The organism is Deinococcus misasensis DSM 22328 (genome assembly GCF_000745915.1).
Classification (GTDB): Bacteria; Deinococcota; Deinococci; order Deinococcales; family Deinococcaceae; genus Deinococcus_C; species Deinococcus_C misasensis.
In genome coordinates this window covers 62,745-80,208 of the sequence record NZ_JQKG01000019.1, presented here as the reverse complement: position 1 = coordinate 80,208, position 17,464 = coordinate 62,745, and the positions used below count along the sequence as shown (strand labels likewise).

20 protein-coding genes are annotated in these 17,464 nt (G+C 54.7%); 15 read left to right on the top strand and 5 right to left on the bottom strand.

What is annotated here, in order from left to right:
• Both Q371_RS13835 and Q371_RS13830 read left to right on the top strand, forming a co-directional pair.
• On the top strand, positions 1-594 hold a 594-nt coding region (locus tag Q371_RS13835), incomplete at its 5' end, for a cellulose binding domain-containing protein (protein ID WP_034341566.1).
• Positions 595-749: 155 nt separating this feature from the next.
• The gene (locus tag Q371_RS13830; protein WP_157442704.1) at positions 750-1,064 is read left to right on the top strand and encodes a hypothetical protein; all 315 of its coding nucleotides are present in this window, start codon (positions 750-752) and stop codon (positions 1,062-1,064) included.
• A 12-nt stretch (positions 1,065-1,076) separates the two neighbouring features.
• On the opposite strand, the gene Q371_RS13825 is transcribed toward Q371_RS13830, so the two are convergent.
• The 5 genes from Q371_RS13825 to Q371_RS13805 all read right to left on the bottom strand — a co-directional run bounded on the left by Q371_RS13825 (position 1,077) and on the right by Q371_RS13805 (position 5,819).
• Positions 1,077-1,796 (bottom strand): YkgJ family cysteine cluster protein, encoded by a 720-nt coding sequence (locus tag Q371_RS13825; RefSeq protein WP_034341605.1) that lies wholly within the window; start codon positions 1,794-1,796, stop codon positions 1,077-1,079.
• Positions 1,797-1,895: 99 nt separating this feature from the next.
• Positions 1,896-2,516 (bottom strand): dTMP kinase, encoded by a 621-nt coding sequence (tmk, locus tag Q371_RS13820; RefSeq protein WP_034341562.1) that lies wholly within the window; start codon positions 2,514-2,516, stop codon positions 1,896-1,898.
• Between the two features lie 3 nt (positions 2,517-2,519).
• Positions 2,520-3,272 (bottom strand): Nif3-like dinuclear metal center hexameric protein, encoded by a 753-nt coding sequence (locus tag Q371_RS13815; protein ID WP_051964372.1) that lies wholly within the window; start codon positions 3,270-3,272, stop codon positions 2,520-2,522.
• Between the two features lie 417 nt (positions 3,273-3,689).
• Positions 3,690-4,346, bottom strand: a complete 657-nt coding sequence (locus tag Q371_RS13810) for a TrmB family transcriptional regulator (RefSeq protein ID WP_034341560.1) — start codon at positions 4,344-4,346, stop codon at positions 3,690-3,692.
• Between the two features lie 123 nt (positions 4,347-4,469).
• On the bottom strand, positions 4,470-5,819 hold the full coding sequence (locus Q371_RS13805; protein ID WP_034341558.1) for a S41 family peptidase: 1,350 nt from the start codon (positions 5,817-5,819) through the stop codon (positions 4,470-4,472).
• Between the two features lie 338 nt (positions 5,820-6,157).
• Between Q371_RS13805 and ftsE the strand changes: the two genes are divergently transcribed.
• From ftsE to gyrA, 13 genes are all read left to right on the top strand, one after another.
• Positions 6,158-6,841: a cell division ATP-binding protein FtsE gene (gene ftsE / locus Q371_RS13795; protein ID WP_034341556.1), complete on the top strand. Its 684-nt coding sequence runs from the start codon at positions 6,158-6,160 to the stop codon at positions 6,839-6,841.
• Positions 6,841-7,707, top strand: a complete 867-nt coding sequence (locus tag Q371_RS13790; RefSeq protein WP_245618340.1) for a permease-like cell division protein FtsX — start codon at positions 6,841-6,843, stop codon at positions 7,705-7,707. Before ftsE ends, Q371_RS13790 begins: the two co-directional genes overlap by 1 nt.
• A complete protein-coding gene (locus Q371_RS25790; protein WP_051964370.1) occupies positions 7,704-9,065 on the top strand; it encodes a murein hydrolase activator EnvC family protein in 1,362 nt (453 codons plus the stop codon). Before Q371_RS13790 ends, Q371_RS25790 begins: the two co-directional genes overlap by 4 nt.
• Positions 9,066-9,231: 166 nt before the next feature.
• A complete protein-coding gene (rpsP, locus tag Q371_RS13780; protein ID WP_034341553.1) occupies positions 9,232-9,480 on the top strand; it encodes a 30S ribosomal protein S16 in 249 nt (82 codons plus the stop codon).
• A gap of 265 nt (positions 9,481-9,745) precedes the next feature.
• A complete protein-coding gene (locus Q371_RS13775) occupies positions 9,746-9,985 on the top strand; it encodes a KH domain-containing protein (protein ID WP_034341550.1) in 240 nt (79 codons plus the stop codon).
• A gap of 119 nt (positions 9,986-10,104) precedes the next feature.
• Positions 10,105-10,662: a DinB family protein gene (locus Q371_RS13770; RefSeq protein ID WP_169743852.1), complete on the top strand. Its 558-nt coding sequence runs from the start codon at positions 10,105-10,107 to the stop codon at positions 10,660-10,662.
• A gap of 71 nt (positions 10,663-10,733) precedes the next feature.
• Positions 10,734-11,192, top strand: coding sequence for a VOC family protein (locus Q371_RS13765; protein WP_034341548.1), 459 nt, complete (start codon positions 10,734-10,736; stop codon positions 11,190-11,192).
• A gap of 99 nt (positions 11,193-11,291) precedes the next feature.
• Positions 11,292-11,807, top strand: a complete 516-nt coding sequence (locus Q371_RS13760) for a GNAT family N-acetyltransferase (RefSeq protein ID WP_051964355.1) — start codon at positions 11,292-11,294, stop codon at positions 11,805-11,807.
• A gap of 31 nt (positions 11,808-11,838) precedes the next feature.
• The gene (rimM, locus tag Q371_RS27895) at positions 11,839-12,327 is read left to right on the top strand and encodes a ribosome maturation factor RimM (protein WP_034341542.1); all 489 of its coding nucleotides are present in this window, start codon (positions 11,839-11,841) and stop codon (positions 12,325-12,327) included.
• Positions 12,317-13,129, top strand: coding sequence for a tRNA (guanosine(37)-N1)-methyltransferase TrmD (gene trmD, locus Q371_RS13750; RefSeq protein ID WP_034341540.1), 813 nt, complete (start codon positions 12,317-12,319; stop codon positions 13,127-13,129). The genes rimM and trmD overlap by 11 nt, the downstream gene beginning before the upstream one ends.
• An 84-nt stretch (positions 13,130-13,213) precedes the next feature.
• Positions 13,214-13,807 carry an LON peptidase substrate-binding domain-containing protein gene (locus Q371_RS13745; RefSeq protein ID WP_034341539.1) on the top strand — a complete coding sequence of 198 codons (594 nt, stop codon included), beginning with the start codon at positions 13,214-13,216 and terminating at the stop codon, positions 13,805-13,807.
• Between the two features lie 106 nt (positions 13,808-13,913).
• Positions 13,914-14,678 carry a tetratricopeptide repeat protein gene (locus Q371_RS25785; RefSeq protein ID WP_051964354.1) on the top strand — a complete coding sequence of 255 codons (765 nt, stop codon included), beginning with the start codon at positions 13,914-13,916 and terminating at the stop codon, positions 14,676-14,678.
• A 325-nt stretch (positions 14,679-15,003) separates the two neighbouring features.
• Entirely contained in the window at positions 15,004-17,424 is a 2,421-nt protein-coding gene (gyrA, locus tag Q371_RS13735; protein WP_034341536.1) for a DNA gyrase subunit A, read from the top strand.
• Positions 17,425-17,464: the final 40 nt, after the last annotated feature.

The window sequence follows — 17,464 nt, the reverse complement described above, 5'->3', positions numbered from 1 at the left end:
CCCCCCACCCTGAGTGTCACGAGCCCCACCGAAGGCCAGAGTTTTGCTGCAGGAGCAAGCATCAACATGGCTGCGACAGCCACGGACAGCGATGGGGTGGCGCGGGTGGACTTCTACATCGATGGGGTGCTCAAGCTTTCTGACACCACTGCACCTTACAGTTACACTGCCACCGGGGTGTCCTCTGGAAGCCATGTGGCACGGGTGGTTGCCGTGGACACCAAAGGAGCGGTGACGGGGATCAACCGGAATTTCACGGTGCAAGCGGTGGTGACAGGAACCTGTAAGGTGGTGTACACCAAGCAGAACGACTGGGGCACCGGAGCGACCATCAACCTGGACATCTCCAACACCGGGACCACTGCCGTGAACAACTGGACCCTGGCGTTCAACTTCTCGGGCACCGAGAAAATCCGGGACTTCTGGAATGCCACCATCACCCAGAGTGGTCAGGGTGTGAGCATCAAACCGTTGAGCTGGAACAGCACCATCAATCCCGGGCAGACCGTGCAAGTGGGCTTCAACATTGATTACACCGGCAGTGCTTCTGTGCCTGCCAGCTTCACCCTCAACGGTCAGACCTGCACCAAATAACTGAGATTCTCTCTCTTGATCAAAAGGGCGGCCCAAGGACCGCCCTTTTTGCTGGATTGTGGACTGCAAGAAAGGCTTTCTGGCTACAATGAAAACATCTTCATGCAGATGCAGGAGTCCTCTTGAATCCCTCCCATTCATCCACCTTGAAAATCATGCCAGATTATTTTTGCTGGCCCCTGTGGCGCTCTGAAAACGGAATGTATGACAACCTCCACCCAGAGGAACTGGGCTTCCCTGCCCACTTGTGTGAGGCCCTGATTCAGTGGTCAGAAGAATTTGACGCCATCCTCAATCAGGACGATCCAGCCCGATCTGATTTTCCAAGTCCTGAAGCAAAAACCGCTTTTGTGGAAACAGGGATGCGTCTTGCTCAGGAAGTCAAAGCTCTGGTGCAGGACCGTCATGTGGTGCTGTACTTTGACCTTCTGCAAAACAGGGCATTTGAAGTGCACATCAAACAGCCTTGACCCCAAAAGGGGTCAATCCAACTGCACAATTTCTTCGTGGTAAAGCCCGAGTTTTTGCAACTCTTGCAGCACCTTCTTGCGGTTTTTCAGCGTGAGTGCCTGCACAAACTCCGGATTGCGGGTCATGGTGACCAGATACCAGAAGTCGCCCCAGACCTCCAGACCCATTTCCCGTTTCATGATCAGGCTGAACCTTTTCCATGCCGGCAAAGAGAGGTCTTCCAGAGGGGCAATGTAATGGGAGTAACCATCAAAGACCTCTCCTGAGCGAACGGTGCGCTGGTAGTTTTTGTGCTCCTGTGGGGTCAGTTTTTCCAGAGCACCAGCACCACAAAACTGGGCAGGCAAGCCTGAGTAGGTGTCCCGACAACGGATTGGGCGGTCCCCATACAGGGTGCATCCCCCACTTTTCTTGTCCAACAACGGACAGAATCCCACGAACTTGCGGTGGTTTTCGGCATACTCGTCGGAGTTTCGGCTTTTCTGGGCATTGATCCACACCTTGTGGGCATGGCGCTGAACTTTCAGAAACTGCTCCTCTGAAAGGCTTTCTGAAATGGTGAGGGCTTCTGCCCAACTGATGCGGATGGGCATGTCACAGCACTTGAAACAACCGGCCTGACAGTAAATGCGCCCACCCTGAGCGGTGTAGCCTTCAATCCAGTCCCGGGCGTGCTCATCGTATTTGCGGTAGGCTTTGCGAACTTCTTTGGTGATGTTTTTGTGGTCCACAGGATCCTCGGAAACAGGCAGCAGACAGGAGATCCTGTCTGCCGTCTTGGCTTCTTTCAATGTAACCCGATCTTCCCTGCCAGAGTCTGACAGACGCTTTTAATGTTTGAAGATCAGGGTGCTTTTGACCACCTGCACAATTTCCTGATGGATGGCCTCAGCAGAGCGGGTGGCATCGATGACGTAAAAACGCTCGGGTTCGGCAGCAGCGAGGTTGAGGAACCCTTCACGGACCCGCTCGTGGAATTGGAGGTCTGCTTGCTCCAGACGGTCAAACTGACCTCTGGATGCAGCCCTTTCCAGCCCGATGCGGGGTTGCAGGTCCAACAAGAAGGTCAGATGGGGCCTGAGGCCTCCTGTGGCTTCCCATGTCACATCCTGCAAGAAACGCAGATCGAGCCCCCTGCCAAACCCCTGGTAGGCCAGACTGGAATCAAAATAGCGGTCACAGAGCACCACATGGCCTTCTTGCAGGGCTGGCCGGATGACTTCCCGAACCAGTTGGGCACGGCTGGCACTGTAAAGCAGAAACTCCGTGAGGGGTTCAATGTGCAGTTCCACATCTTCCAGCACAATCTGACGGATTTTGTTCCCGGTGACCGTTCCGCCGGGCTCCCGGGTCTGGGTGATCTGGTGCCCGAGGGTTTGCAGCACCTCCGAGAGCAACTTGATCTGGGTGCTTTTGCCTCCCCCCTCGGGGCCTTCAAAGGTGATGAACATGCTTCAGAGGCCTGTGGGCAGGTGAATGAACTGCCATGGGAGGTTGAAAGTGTCTTCCAGTTTGGCCGCCAGAGCACGCACCCCGAAGGTTTCGGTTTCGTAATGGCCTGCATAAATCACGTTCACGCCGTACTCAAAAGCATCGTGGAAATGCTGGTGTTTGGGTTCTCCGGTCACAAAGGTGTCCAGCCCCATCGCAGCAGCCAGAGGAATGCTGTCTGAAGCAGCCCCCGAGATCACACCCACTTTTTTGACAATGCCTGCCCCTCCACCGTGAACCAGACAGATTTCGCCAGTGGTTTTCTGGATGCGATCGGAAAAGTCCTGCAATTCCAACTCGAAAGGCAGTTCTCCCCAGAATCCGATGCTTTTGCCAGCCCAATCCCCAAAGGGTTGCAGCTCACGCAGGTTGAGGGCTCGGGCCAGCATCACATTGTTGCCCACCTCGGGGTGTGCATCCAGAGGGATGTGCATGGCATAGATGCTGAGGTCCCCTTCCAAGGCTTTCTGGATGCGTTTCTTCATGGGACCGGTGACCATCTGGGGTTTGCCCCAGAACAGACCGTGGTGGGTGATCAGGATGTCTGCGCCAGAATCCACAGCCTCTTCGATGGTTCTCAAGGAAGCATCGACGGCCACAGCCACTCGGGTCACTTCGTCTTTGCCTTCGATCTGAAGGCCATTGTTGCTGACATCTTTGTAGTCAGAGATGCGCAGGTAAGTGTTCAGCCATTGGACAAGTTCGTCTCGGTGCATAGCAGAGTACAGTTTACACCCCGCATGCAGGTGCAACGTCCCATGGATGCTGCGGAGGGATTGGGCGGCCTTGCCGAGAGCCGAGCGGCCCAGCGCGAAACGTGCCGCCACGTGAGCGCGTAGTGGGGCCAAGACAGAGCCGAGAGCCGAGAGCCGAGAGCCGAGAGCCGAGAGCCGAGAGCCGAGAGCATCGTGCTGTACCTCTAGAAAATCGTCAAGGGGCTGTAAGGGCGAGCGTGCAGAGGGACCAAATTGCGGTCCTTCGTTTTGCACAAGAAGGCGTGCCTCGCCCTCATTGCTTTAGCAAAAGCTTTTTTTGCCTTCTGCCTTTTGCTTTCTGCCTTGGCTCTATGTGCCCTCGGCTCTCGGCCCTCGGCTCTCGGCTCTGTCTTGGACTTTTTTGCCCTCGGCCTCTGCTTACTTCTTGGTCTCAACCGCCAGAGCAATGTACCCTTCGACCAGTTTCACAATCACAGGGTTGTGGGTGTGCACGCCGTGGGGTTCGCGGTCTCCGCCAAAGTGGGCCACAATGGCGGCTTCTCCGTCACGGGCCACCAGAAAAGCCCGCTGTCCGCTCCTGGCGATGCTGGGCAACTCTGAAACTTCTGCACGCACCACCTGAACCCCTCTGGAGGTCTGGTTTTCCAGAGCGTCCAGCAATGGCTCGCTGCCTGCCAAGTGCACGCTCTTTTTGGCGTTCTCCACAAGGTTTTCGGCCAGAGATTTGATGGCAATTTCGCCAATCAGAGGGTAAACGGCCTCTGGAGCAGGATCGGGGGCAAGGCGGGCCAGTGAACGATCAAGGTTTTCGATGCGTTCATTGAAAGAACGTCTGGAACGGTCCATGAACTCTCTGGCACTCAGGGGGCTGTACTCCAGCGGGTTTTGCTGAACGCGGGTGGCGAGGCCCCTGGCTTCAAGGCGTTCAAGGGTTTCATAGATTTTGGGTCGGGGAATCTGGGCTTGTCTGGCGATGCGGGCTGGAGCGGCGCGTCCAAGGGCCAGAAGTGCGGTATAGGCTTTGGATTCGTATTCGGTCAGGCCAAGGGCCTGCAAATGGATGGCAGCATTCATGGCTTACAGTGTACTACCCATAGAGTAACATATCCAGACCTTGACATTTTGAATCAAAGCTGTGCTTGCAGCAAAACCAAAAAAGAGGAGGGGATTCCCTCCTCCAAAAGACATCCTTGAAAATTACTTGAGGACTTCCAGAGCTTTCTTGAGAATGGAGTCACCAGTGAGGTCCAGACGGCTGCCATTTGCAGTGTTGGGCTGCTTGCGCTCTCCAACCTGGGTGTAGGTGAATTTGCCGTCTTTGTCTGCGGTCAATTCCAGCTCTTTGCCACCGATGGTCATTTTGATTTTTTCGCCGGGGGCTGCACCTGTGCCTTCAAGGGTCACCACTTTGGGGAAACGGTTGTCTTCGACAGCCACATCCGGAGTGATGCCTTTCTTGTGGATGCTGGTGCCTTTGGGGGTCAGCCATTCATTGGACACCAGAGACAGCTTGCCTCCGTCTGGCAGGTCACTGATCACATCCTGAGCCACACCTTTACCGAAGGTTTTCTCACCGATCACCTGTGCACGGCCATTGTCTTGCAAGGCTCCAGCCACGATTTCAGAAGCAGAAGCGCTGTTGCGGTTGACCAGCACCACCATCTTGCCTGTGAAATCGGTCTTGGCAGCTTTGGCAACCCCATAGCAGGTGCTGTCAAAGGCATTGCCCGGCACGGTTTCTTTGCCTGTGCGGTCTTTGAGGGACACAATGTTGCCTTTGCTCAGGAAAGCATCTGCCACATAAATGCCACCACACAACAAGCCACCACCGTTGTCACGCAAATCCAGAATCAGTTTGGAGACTTTTTTGTCGTTCATGGATTTGACGGCCTGATCCATCTGATCGAAAATCTGGCGGTTGTAGAACGTGCGGACCTGCAGGTACCCCACATTGCCGGGCAGAATTTCGGTGTAGATGGCGTAATCGGTGATCTGCTTGCGGGTGATTTCGAAAGTCAATTCTGCAGTGCCACGCTGGATCAGCAATTTGACTTTGGTGTTCTCTGCACCACGGATTTTGCGCACCACATTGTTGAGGGTCAGTTTGCTGACGTCTTCCCCATCCACCTTGACGATTTTGTCTCCGACCTGCAAACCGGCTTGCTGTGCAGGCATCCCGAGCATCAGTTCAGTGATGGAAGCACCTGTGCCATCCGAGTTGGTGGGGGTCAGGGTGGCCCCGATGCCAAAGAACTTGCCTTCCAGTTCTTGCTGGTCAAACTGGTTGTCCTCTGGGGGGGTGTAGTAGGTGAACTGGTCATTGAGTGCACCAATCATGCCAGAGATGGCCCCTTCCCAGAGTTTGCGCTCTTCGACAGGGGTCAGGTACTCGCTCTTGATGGCGTTGTAGATTTCGCGGAAGGTCTGCTCCTGAGCAGAACCACCTGTCTGGGTGCTGCTCTGGTAAGACCGGAGCTGTGCGTAGCCGATGGCCAGCGTGGAGGTCACTCCCAGCAGAACCAGAGCAATTTTGCCATTGGGTTTCATGCTCAAAAGTTTACCCCAGTCCAATGAAAAACAAGTGTGGTTTCGCAGATGTTTGAAGCAGGGATGAGGTCCAAATTGTAGCGGTGCCATCTGTGCATCCTTCCCAAAAAGGATGCATGTTCATGCAGTCCCTCCTCACCTGCCACCTTTTGAAGGTGTAACCTTGAAACGTTGTTGCGTTTTCTGAACATCTTCATGGGCTCTCACGTCCCAGAGAACAGGTTTCCAGTATGCTTACTATGAATGTCTGTTCTGGCACAAAACGCAGTTGCGCTTCACCCATCTTCTTGCTTCAGTGGCCTGTTTTCCACACAGGACAGGCCCTTCAAAAGGTCCACATGATCCAACTCAACCACGTCAGCCTTGAATATCCGGTCACCCGCACCCTCGCCCTTGATGATGTGAACCTGCACATCCGCAAAGGTGAATTCGTTTACCTGATTGGTCGCAGCGGTGCAGGCAAAAGCAGCGTCATGAACCTGATCCTGAAACGCATCAGCCCCACCAGAGGGCAGGTCCTCATCAACGATGAACCCCTGTCCAAATACAGGGGGGGCAAAGCCTCCATTCACAGAAGGCGGATCGGCATGATCTTTCAGGACAACATGCTTCTCCCCCATTTCAGTGTGGAAGACAACATCGCTCTGGCCCTGCGGGTCACCAACGTTCCCCAGAAAGACTGGCACGGGCGCATCACCAATGCCCTGAAAATGGTCAGCATGGAACACAAACGCAGCGCTTTGCCCATGCAACTTTCTCTGGGCGAGCAGCAACGTGCCGCGATTGCCAGAGCCATCGTGACCAGCCCACCGATCATTCTCGCCGATGAGCCCACAGGAAACCTTGACCCTGAAATCAGCGTGGAAATCATGAAACTGCTGCAGCAAATCTGTGTGCGTGGGGCAACTGTGGTGGTGGCCACCCACGCCAAAGAACTGGTTGAGAACTTCCGCCACCGCACCATCACCTTGCGCAAAGGCAAAATCGTGCGTGACGATCCTTACGGGGGGTATGCCCTGTGATGTACCACCTGAAACAGATGTGGATTGCGGTTCGGGGCACCCTGACCGCGACTTTTGCCACCCTGAGCACCATGACCATCACTCTGGCGGTGCTTGGAGCGGTGATTCTGCTCACCATGAACCTGGAGCGCAACCTGCTGAAACTGGAATCCGAAGTGGAAATCGGGGTGTTCATCCAGACCGGTTCCACTCTGGATTCGGTGGCCCTGTCCATCCAGACCCAGTACGGCGCCCTGATCAAAGAAGCCAAACTGGTCACCAAAGATCAGGCCATGCAGGAAATGAACGAGCTTTACCCTTCATTCAAAGAAGCAGAAGGTTTGGTTGAAAACCCCCTTCCAGACACCCTGCGACTGAAGCTCAAAGACCCTCAGGACACCAAACGGGTGGCAGAAGCGATCAAAACCTTTCCAGGTGTGGAATCCGTGGAATACGGTCAGGGCACCATCGACCAGAGCATCAACCTGATCCGCACCCTGCGCACCGGCGGATGGGCTCTGGTGGCCGTGCTGATCCTCAGTTCCTTCTTCAACATCCTGAACGCCGTGCGTGTGGCGATGTACGCCAGACGTGAAGAAATCAATGTGATGCGCCTTCTGGGGGCCACCCGCCGTTTCATTCGTGCCCCTTACCTGATTGAAGGGGTGCTGCTGGGCTTGCTCTCCAGTGCAGTGGCCTGCATCATTCTGGTGCCCAGTTACGTGAGCCTCGTGGACAACCTGCAAAACACCGTGCCCTTTCTGGCCCTTGTGACTGAACCCGTGCGGGTGCTGCAGTCTCTGGCTGGACTGTTCCTGTTCGGACTGGGCATTGGGGCCGCTGGAAGCTGGTTCGCCTCCAACCACTACCTCAGGGAAATGGAATGATGAAAAAGACCCTGCTGCTGACGTTGCTGCTGGTCTCGGGCGCATTTGCCCAGAGCAACCAGCAGTTGCAGAACCTGGAAGAAAAACTCCGGCAGGCCCGCATCATCCGCGAACAACAACAACGCCGTCTGGATGACCTGAAACTGGGCTTGCAAGCCCTGAGCATTCAGGAACAGACCGCTCTGGGCACCCTCGGTGATGTGAATTCCAGACTGCAAAAACTGGAAAAAGAACGCCAGAGTGTGGAAAAAGACATCGACTTCAAGAAAGCCCAGATTGCCAACCTCGACAGCCAGCTTGAAGTCACCGATGCAAGGAACGCCCGCCTGACCACACAGGTTCAAACCATGATGGTCACCCTGTACCGGGAAAAAAGCAACCTGTACATTGAGCTGCTGGGTCAGGAGAAGAATTTTTACGATGTTCTGATCCGCAGGCATTACCTGGACATCCTCAGCAAACAGGACCTCTCGGTCATTGAAGACCTCAAGAAAACCAAAAAACAACTGGCCGACCAGAAAGCCCAGCTTGCCAAACTGTCTGCAGAATTGAACACCCTGCAAGCCGACCTGATCAAAAAACTGGACGCTGTGAAGGCCGAAAAAGCCAAACAGCAACAGGCGATCCGTGCCCTCAAACAGACCAAAGCTGGACAGCAAGCTCTGGTCTACCAGACCAGTGAGGCAGCGGTGCAAACCCAGCAGGACATCGCCAACATCTTCAACAGCATCCTGAATGAGCGTGCCCGCATTGAGGCCGAGCGTCGCAGGCGTGCTGAAGAAGAACGGCTCAGGCGTGAAGCCGAACAACGCCGTCTGGCCGAACAAAAAGCCCGACTCGCCCAGCAGCAAAAACTGGCCCGCATCAAAGCCGAACAGGACCGCATCAAAAAAGAACAGGCAGCCATTCAAGCCCGAGAAACCCAGCTCAAGCAGCAAGCCGCTGTCAGTGCCAAGAACAATGCTCCCCTCCCCACCAGCGTTGGAGCCCTCACCTTCCCCCTCAAAGGCGGACGGATTGTGGTTCCGTATGGTCGGAATGGGCAGCTGTCCACCAGCATTGCTGGAGGTCAGGCCAATTCCCCTGTGGTCGCTGCCGCAGAGGGGCGCGTCATCAGCATCACGGTGAACCCCAACCTCGGGACCCTGATCATGATTGCCCACAACGATGCAGGCACCCTATACACCATTTACAGCGGCCTGCAAAGCCCAACGGTCCGTGCAGACCAAAGGGTGTCCAGAGGCCAACTGATCGGCTACACCGGAGGAAGCCCGGTCAGCGACCCCAACACCTTTGATTTCTGGGTGGCGGTGCAAAACGGCTCGGGCAAACCTTCATACATCTCGCCCGGATTCTGAACAAGGGTCCCAGAGCTGTCACTGCCTCTGAAACCCTGCAAATTCCTATTGCCAGAGCCCGATCTGTTTGCTAGACTTGAACGTGCTGCGTTTGTCAAAGTTGGCTGCTGGGACATGCGCTACAAAAAGCCCAACCCTCACCACCCATCCAAAAGAGGAAAAGAACATGGTTAAAATTCGCTTGTCTCGCTACGGTTCCAAACACAACCCCCACTACCGCATCGTCGTCGCCGACGCACGTCGCCCCCGTGATGGTGGTTACATTGACAACCTGGGTCACTACGACCCCCGCAAAACCAGCGAGAACTACCTCGTCGTGAACGTGGAAAGCGCCCGCGAGTGGCTCAAGAAGGGTGCTCAACCCACCCTGACCGCCAAGCGCCTGCTGAAAGCTTCCGGCGTTTACAACCAGTAATCGAAAACAAAAGAGAAGACCCGAGCATGCTCGGGTCTTCTCTTTTGTTGCAGAAGGCAGAAAGCAGAAGGCTTTGGTCTGCACTGGAATGGTGGTTCCAGAAAAACAGCAAGTTGTAACAGCACAAGCCCCATACCGGATTTTCCCACATCCTTCAGGGATCAAAAACCTGTTGGTGGTTTTTTGCCTTTTGCCTTCTGCCTTTTGCTTTCTGCCTTCTGCACCTGCACAGCACCTCCCCTTTTCCTGATAGAATTTGCATATCATGCGAGACCTGGCAGAAGTCGTGAAATACCTTGCGCAAAGCGTTGTCGACCACCCCGAGAGCGTGGTCGTGAAAACCAAACGCGGTCCAGAGACCACCTACTACATTCACGTTCATGACGGCGAAGAAGGCCGCATCATTGGCAAGAACGGACGGGTCATTCAGGCCATCCGCACCATCGCCCGTGGCCTGAACACCAACCGCAACCGGGTTCAGGTGGACCTGAGCACCAAAAAATAACCCTTTTCCACTCTGGAAGTGCAAATCCCCTTGATTCAAAGGGGATTTTTTGTTGCAAGCCAGAGCAGTTAGGCCAGATGAAGCATGTCAACGGTGCAGGTCATGCCTACAGTCAATGCATGGATTTTTCAGAAATGTTCTTGCACGTCAAAACCGCTCTCGAAGACACGTTTCAAGCTGTGGACCTGTGGTTTGAGCAGCCTGAAAAGGTGTTGTCTTTCCAACCCACTGAAGGTTGGAGTTCAGCAGAAGTGCTGGAACACATCGCCCTCACCAACCATTACCTTTTGATGCTGATTGACAAAGCTGCGGTCAAAGCCAAAAAGAACCTCCAGCAACTGGATCTGGAGGATTTGCTTCAAGCACCCAAATTTGATATGGAAAAATTGCAGGATGTCGGCCAGCACGGAGCTTTTGTCTGGATTAGACCGGAACACATGATCCCTTCTGGCACAGCCGATTTGACAGAGGTCAGAAAAACCATTCGTTCACAGGTGGACCGTTGCTTGCAGCACCTGCATGACCTCTCTGGCGGAGAAGGCCTCTTGTACACCACCACCATGACGGTGAATGGTCTCGGTAGACTGAATGTCTACGAGTACCTTTATTTTGTGGCGATGCACGCCAGAAGGCACGTCACACAGATGGAAAACAATCTATGCAGGCAGCAATCTTGAAAGGGCCTTTCACTTAAACTCCAGAGGAAGCCCAAACCTGCCGCCCTCCCCTTTGATTGTAAGGAGCACCCATGGACCGCAACTTGCTTGGCAACCACGTGATCACCCAGATTGGTCTTCTTGTGCATAACATCGAAACGGTGTCCCAGACGTATGCCGATTTTTTTGGCATCGAGAAACCTGCATGGTTCTGGACCGACCCCATCGACAAAGCCCAGACCGAGTACCGTGGGCAACCTTCAGAGGCCCGGGCCAAACTGGCTTTCTTTGACATGGGCTCTTTGCAACTGGAACTGATCGAACCAGACCACAACCCGAGCACCTGGAGGGAGTCTCTGGACCAGAACGGTGAAGGGGTGCATCACATTGCATTTGTGATTGAAGGGATGAAAGAAAAAGTCGCTTTGCTGGAGCGAAACGGCATGCCTTTGTTGCAAAAAGGCGAGTACACCGGAGGCCGTTACGCCTATCTGGACACCCTGAAACCCCTGAAAATCATTCTGGAGTTGCTGGAAAACGACAAAGCTTGAAACTTGATGTTCCAGAGCCTGCCCACGCAGGCTCTTTTTTGATGCATGTTCGTTTATGCAATTCTGAGGGGCTTAAAGGCTGGACCCCTACAATCAGGCATGTCTTTGACCATTCGACCCATTGAACAGCATGAACTGGAAATCTATTCAAGGGTTTTGTTGGAGGCCGTACTGTGGCTGCAAAACCAGCAAATGCCCCTCTGGACCCCAGAGCAGGTCACGCCTGAGGCACTGCTTCAAAGTTGCCGTCTGGAGGAATGCCATCTGGCTTTTTTGAAGGGTCAACCGGTGGCAGGCATGATCTTGCAAAATGAGGATGCCTTGTGGGATGGGTTGGAAGCTGGAAGTGCCCTGTATGTCCACAAACTGGCCGTCAGTCGCACCCGGGCAGGTCAACGCCTCGGGCGGGAGATGCTGGACTTTGCCAGAGAAGAAGCGGCCCGCAGAGGAAAATCGCTGTTGCGTCTGGATGCTTCTGCAAGACATTCAGGACTGTGCAAGTACTATGAGAATTACGGATTTCAAAAGGTGGCCAGCCGTCATCTGGAAGCCATTGATTTTCACTTGAATTTTTACCAGATGCCTGCAGAAGTCTCAGAAAAAACCTGGGCCTGACCTGTCCTGAAGCATGTATAATCCATAACGCATGGAAGTGACCCGCATTGCCACAGTTCAGGACGCTTTTGGAATCCAAGGGGCCATCAAGTTGTACACCCTTGGAGACACGGCGCGCTACCTGAACCTGACCCGTCTGCAGATCGAGGGTGTTGGTACCCTGAAAATCAAGAAACTGGAAGTCTACGAAGTGGGCATGGTGGTGGAACTGGTGGGCATTTCCAGCCGTTCCCTCGCTGAGCGTCTGAAAGGCAAGCAGGTGTATGCCTTCGACGAAGACCTCCCCCCTCTGGAAGAAGGGGTTTACTATTACCACGACCTGATCGGTCTGCCTGTGCGTTCCCCTCAGGGCGAGGATCTGGGCAAGGTCATTGATGTGCATGACCACGGGCATCAGGACACCCTCGAGGTGCGCAAGGGCCTCAAGAAGTATCTGGTTCCCCTGCAGGCCCCTTACGTGGAGGTGCGCCCCAAAGAGTGCATCGTGCTGGACGCCCCGGAGGGTCTCCTTGAAATTTAGTGTGGTGACCCTGTTTCCAGAGCTGGTCTTGCCGTTCACCCGTGAAGCGATCCTCGGGAAGGCGCAGGAGAAGGGTTTATTGCATTTCGATGTGGTGAACTTGCGGGAATTTGCCCAGAACAAACACAACAAGGTGGATGACACCCCTTATGGTGGCGGTGCAGGCATGGTGATCCGCGTGGATGTCGTGGACCGTTGCCTGCAGGCTCTGGGTTCAGCCAGTGAGGTGATCATGCTCACCCCTGCCGGTCAGCCTTTCAACCAGAAAATGGCCGAGGAGCTTGCCCAGAAAGAACATCTGGTGGTGCTTTGTGGCAGATATGAAGGTTTCGATGCCAGAGTGGAACCTCTGGTGACCCGCGAAATCTCTTTGGGCGACTTCGTGATGATGGGCGGAGAGGCTGCCGCTGCCTGCCTGATGGAAGCCATTGGCCGTCTGGTGCCGGGCGTGATTGGCGATCAGGAATCCCACCAGCAGGACTCTTTTTCCAGTGGTCTACTGGATTACCCCGAGTACACCCGTCCTGAAGAATGGAAGGGTCAGACGGTCCCTGAAGTGTTGCGCTCTGGAAACCATGCCAAGCTCCTGCGTTGGAGGCGCGATCAGGCTCTGGAACGCACCCTGAAACGCAGGCCCGACCTGCTGGGACAGCAGGTGCTGGACATGGAGGACACCCTCACCCTCTGGCAGTTGGGCGTGGGCATGGAGCAGCTTCAGGCGTGGGGCGCACCCACCGTGCAGGCCATGAAAAAAATCAAACGCAAGGGTCTGATCCAGAAAAACCCTCAGTCTGTGCTCTGAAATCGGTTTAAAAGTTAGACGTGTGACCGGTTCTGTAGCAGGCAATAAAGTCTTTCTCTCTCTTCTTGTTTAGCTTGTAGACATATGCAGCTCGGGCTGTTCCCTTTACCCAATTTTGTATTGTTGCCTGGCATGGTGGTGCCGCTGTATGTCTTTGAGCCGAGGTATCGAGACCTCCTCAAGCGTGTTCAGAAGCACAAGGAGCCTTTTGGCATTGTGCGCATCAAAACCGAGGTCAACTCTTACCATCCAGAGCAGCGCATCAGCCGTGTGGGAACACTGGCCCATCTTTCGGAGGTGGAGCAGCATCCCGACGGTTCAGCATCCATTGTGATCACCGGAGGGGAACGCTTTGAAATCGAATCCTTTGACCCGGTCAGTCACACCTACCTGACAGCAAAAGTGCATCCCAAACCTCTGCTGCCTTCCAACGAAGAAAGTGTGCGTCTGCTGGCCTCTCTGGCATGGGGTGGTTTTTTGCGTGCAGTGGCTCCAGAACTGGTGGAATTGATGCACCAGAATGCCCCTCATGATCCGCTGGCTCTGGCGTCTTTCATGATTTCCAACCTGAAATTGCCCAGCCTTGAAGCGCAACACATGCTGGAAGCCAACACGCTGGAAGAACGGCTGGAAATGCTCCTCAACCATGTGCCTGTTGCAGAACGAAGTTTCAATTGAGAGAACCACCATCATTTTGACCATCATTTTGAAAATCGTTTTGGGGGTCACTGTTGCACAGAACAGAGCGTTCAAATCTCATGTGCAGTGATTAACATGAAAACATATGGAATGGTTTTATGGTTTGCTGGGCAACCTCTGGCCGCTGATTTCGATTTTGCAGATTGCGTTTATTGTGCATGCTCTGGTCACCAGAAGGCAGATCTGGTGGTTGTTCATGCTGCTGTTTGTGCCGGTCATCAGTGTGATCCTGTACCTGATTCTGGAAATCCTGCCTGAAGCGCGTCGCACCAGAGTCAACTTCAAACCGGTTCTGGACAGCTTCAAGAGCAACGATGCCCGCATCAAAGAGCGTCAGGAGGCTCTGGAAGAGATCAACACCCCAGAGAACCGCCGTGCGCTTGCACAGGCTTACCTGAAGGCTGGACGCATGCAGGAAGCTGAAACCACACTGGAACCTTTGCTGACTGGCATTTTCCGTGATGATCCCCTGTTTCAATATGAGGTGGCCCAGATCAAATTTTTGAATGGCAAACCCGAGGAGGCCCGCGACATCCTTGCCAAACTGCTGCCTCAGGCTCCCCATGAATTGAAAGGCAAAGGTCGGATCCTGATGGCCCTGACGCTTGAGAAACTGGGTGACATGGTGTCTGCCAGACAACACCACCTCCAAGCCATTGAAGTGTCCTCTGGCGAGGAGGCCCGCTACAGGTACGCTGAATTTCTGGTCTCACAGGGAGAAAAAGAGGAGGCACGCAAGCAGTTGGAAGCCCTGCTCAAATCTGTGCGCAAAGCTTCTCACACGTACCGCAGTCAGGAAAGGGAATGGGAGGCTCTGGCCCTGAAACTGCAACAAACTCTTCAGGCTTGATTCTGTTTTAAGCGTAATAAAGCAGACTTTGGGGCTGTCACAAATTCAGCAACAATGCCCAGCCCTGACCCATCAGAAATCTGTCTGATATGGACCTCTCTGGGTCACTGGTGCAGGAACATCCCTTCCAGAGGCGTGGCCTGTACGCTTATGTTTTTTGCGTAAATCATTCAGATGTGTGGTATAATTTGAAGACATTTGGAGTGGCTGCGGACTCCGTGAATTTGCCCGAAGTCCGCGGTTTTGCTGACTCCTGTTTGTGTGCGGAAATTTCTGCTGCAGGCTCTGGCTTGCATGCCGTTCATTTCCCAGAAAGGGTCCCAGGGTGTCTCAAGTCCAACCCATTGATATCACCAAAGAAGTCAAGAGCAACTTCATCAACTATGCCATGTCCGTGATCGTGGACCGTGCGCTCCCCGACGTGCGCGACGGCCTGAAACCCGTACAGCGGCGCATTCTTTACGCCATGATTCAGATGGGCCTCACCAGCAACCACAAACCCTCCAAGAGTGCAGGGGTGGTCGGTGAAGTGATGGGGAAATACCACCCACACGGCGACAGTGCCATTTACGATGCCATGGTGCGTCTGGCCCAGAACTGGAACCTGCGCTATCCCCTGATTCAGGGACAGGGCAACTTCGGCTCTCTGGACGGTGACCCTCCAGCCGCCATGCGTTACACCGAAGCCCGCCTCACCAAAATTGCTGAGGAAGTGCTGCAGGACCTCGAAAAGAACACCATCGACTACCGCCCCAACTACGACGAAACCACCGAAGAACCCATTGTTCTTCCCTCTGCTGTTCCCAACCTGCTGATCAACGGGGCAACTGGGATTGCGGTGGGCATGGCCACCAACATTCCGCCCCACAACCTGACGGAAATCTGCAATGGCCTGCTGGAACTGATCGACAACCCCGAGATGACCCTGGATGACCTGATGAAGATCATCCCCGGTCCTGACTTCCCCACCGGAGGTCGCATTGGACGCAATGGCATCCGGGAAGCCTACGCCAGTGGACACGCTTCCCTGCGTGTGCGTGGCAAAGTGCGTTTCGAAGAGAAAAACGGACGCAACAGCATCATCATCACCGAGATTCCCTATCAGGTGAACAAATCCAACCTGGTGTCCACCATTTCTGCCATGTACCGTCAGGGCAAAATTCCAGACATCTCCGCCCTGCGCGATGAATCCGACCGCCGTGAACCCGTGCGCATCGTGATTGACCTGAAGCGTGGCACCATCCCAGAGTTGGTCCTCAACCAGCTTTACAAGTACACCCAGCTTCAGACCACCTTCACGGTGATCAATCTGGCGATTGTGAACAAGGAACCCAAGGTGCTCCCCCTCAAAGACACCATGCAACTGTTCCTGAACCACCGCCGCGAAGTGGTCACCCGCCGCACCCAGTACGAACTGGAAAAAGCGCAAGCCAGAGCCCACATTCTGGAAGGCCTTCTGGTTGCTCTGGACCACCTCGATGAAGTGATCAAACTGATTCGCGGAAGCCAGACCGGAGCAGAAGCCAAAGACGGCCTCATGACCCGATTCGGCCTGTCAGAACCTCAGGCACAGGCCATTCTGGACATGCGTTTGCAGCGCCTGGTGGGCTTGGAGCGTGCCCGCCTGCAAGCCGAGTACGACGAACTGATGCAGGAAATTTCCCGCTTGCAAGCCATTCTGGGCAACGAAGAGCTGCTCTGGAAGGTCATCAAACAGGAACTCAAAGACATCCGTGACCGCTTCGGCGATGACCGTCGCAGCCAGATCACCGTGCTGGACGATGACATCTCCAAAGAAGACCTGATTGCCGTTGAGGACATGGTCATCACCATGACCAAGGCTGGCTACATCAAGCGCACCACTCTGGAAGCCTACCGCGCTCAAGCCCGTGGTGGCCGTGGTCTGAGCGGAGGCAAACTCCGCGAAGAAGATGTGAACACCCAGATCTTTGTGGGCTCCACCCACGATTACCTGCTGTTCTTCACCGATCAGGGACGGGTGTTCCGCGAGAAGATCTACGACCTTCCTGAAACCGGACGGGACGCCAAAGGGGTGCACACCCGCAACATCATGCCCCTCAAAGACGGCGAAAACGTCCAGAGTGTGCTGTCCATCAAAGACTTTGAGCAAGACGGTTACTTTGTGTTTGCCACCTCCAAGGGCATGATCAAGAAAACCGCCATCCGCGAGTACGGCAACATCAACGCTGCCGGTCTGATCGCCATCAACCTGATGGACGGAGACAACCTCGTTGAGGTCGGCGTGGTCCGTGAAGGCAGCAACATTGTGCTGGCCACGAAAGAAGGCCAGAGCATCCGCTTCACCGAAAACGACGTTCGTGACACTGGCCGTGCCACACAGGGTGTGATCGGCATCCGCTTGCGCGAAGACGATCAGGTGGTCAGCATGGCTCTGGTTTCCGGCGAGGAACAGGAGCTTCTGGCCGTCAGCGAACTGGGTCTGGCCAAGCGCACTCCCGTCAGCGACTACCCCCTGCAAAACCGGGGCGGTCAGGGTGTCATCACCCTGAAAGTCACCGACAAAACCGGAGCCTTGGTCACCCTCACCTGCGTCTCTGGCGATGAAGAACTGATGGTGCTCAGCGAAAACGGCATCGTGATTCGCACCCGCGTGGAAGAGATCAGCGTCTTTGGTCGCAACTCTCAAGGCGTGAAGGTCATGCGCATCGGGGACGGCGACAAAGTGATCAGCGCCCACCCCATCCGCAACGAAGAAACGGTGTAAACCCTCTCCTGGCTCGCTCCGCTTGCCATCCTCTCCCTGT

What these genes read in the sequence shown, in the direction of transcription:
- Q371_RS13830 (WP_157442704.1), top strand. Translation starts at nt 750, where the DNA reads ATGCCAGATTATTTTTGCTGGCCCCTGTGGCGCTCTGAAAACGGAATG.
- tmk (WP_034341562.1), bottom strand. Translation starts at nt 2,516, where the DNA reads ATGTTCATCACCTTTGAAGGCCCCGAGGGGGGAGGCAAAAGCACCCAG.
- Q371_RS13815 (WP_051964372.1), bottom strand. Translation starts at nt 3,272, where the DNA reads ATGCACCGAGACGAACTTGTCCAATGGCTGAACACTTACCTGCGCATC.
- Q371_RS13810 (WP_034341560.1), bottom strand. Translation starts at nt 4,346, where the DNA reads ATGAATGCTGCCATCCATTTGCAGGCCCTTGGCCTGACCGAATACGAA.
- Q371_RS13805 (WP_034341558.1), bottom strand. Translation starts at nt 5,819, where the DNA reads ATGAAACCCAATGGCAAAATTGCTCTGGTTCTGCTGGGAGTGACCTCC.
- ftsE (WP_034341556.1), top strand. Translation starts at nt 6,158, where the DNA reads ATGATCCAACTCAACCACGTCAGCCTTGAATATCCGGTCACCCGCACC.
- Q371_RS13790 (WP_245618340.1), top strand. Translation starts at nt 6,841, where the DNA reads ATGTACCACCTGAAACAGATGTGGATTGCGGTTCGGGGCACCCTGACC.
- Q371_RS25790 (WP_051964370.1), top strand. Translation starts at nt 7,704, where the DNA reads ATGATGAAAAAGACCCTGCTGCTGACGTTGCTGCTGGTCTCGGGCGCA.
- rpsP (WP_034341553.1), top strand. Translation starts at nt 9,232, where the DNA reads ATGGTTAAAATTCGCTTGTCTCGCTACGGTTCCAAACACAACCCCCAC.
- Q371_RS13775 (WP_034341550.1), top strand. Translation starts at nt 9,746, where the DNA reads ATGCGAGACCTGGCAGAAGTCGTGAAATACCTTGCGCAAAGCGTTGTC.
- Q371_RS13770 (WP_169743852.1), top strand. Translation starts at nt 10,105, where the DNA reads ATGGATTTTTCAGAAATGTTCTTGCACGTCAAAACCGCTCTCGAAGAC.
- Q371_RS13765 (WP_034341548.1), top strand. Translation starts at nt 10,734, where the DNA reads ATGGACCGCAACTTGCTTGGCAACCACGTGATCACCCAGATTGGTCTT.
- Q371_RS13760 (WP_051964355.1), top strand. Translation starts at nt 11,292, where the DNA reads ATGTCTTTGACCATTCGACCCATTGAACAGCATGAACTGGAAATCTAT.
- rimM (WP_034341542.1), top strand. Translation starts at nt 11,839, where the DNA reads ATGGAAGTGACCCGCATTGCCACAGTTCAGGACGCTTTTGGAATCCAA.
- Q371_RS13745 (WP_034341539.1), top strand. Translation starts at nt 13,214, where the DNA reads ATGCAGCTCGGGCTGTTCCCTTTACCCAATTTTGTATTGTTGCCTGGC.
- Q371_RS25785 (WP_051964354.1), top strand. Translation starts at nt 13,914, where the DNA reads ATGGAATGGTTTTATGGTTTGCTGGGCAACCTCTGGCCGCTGATTTCG.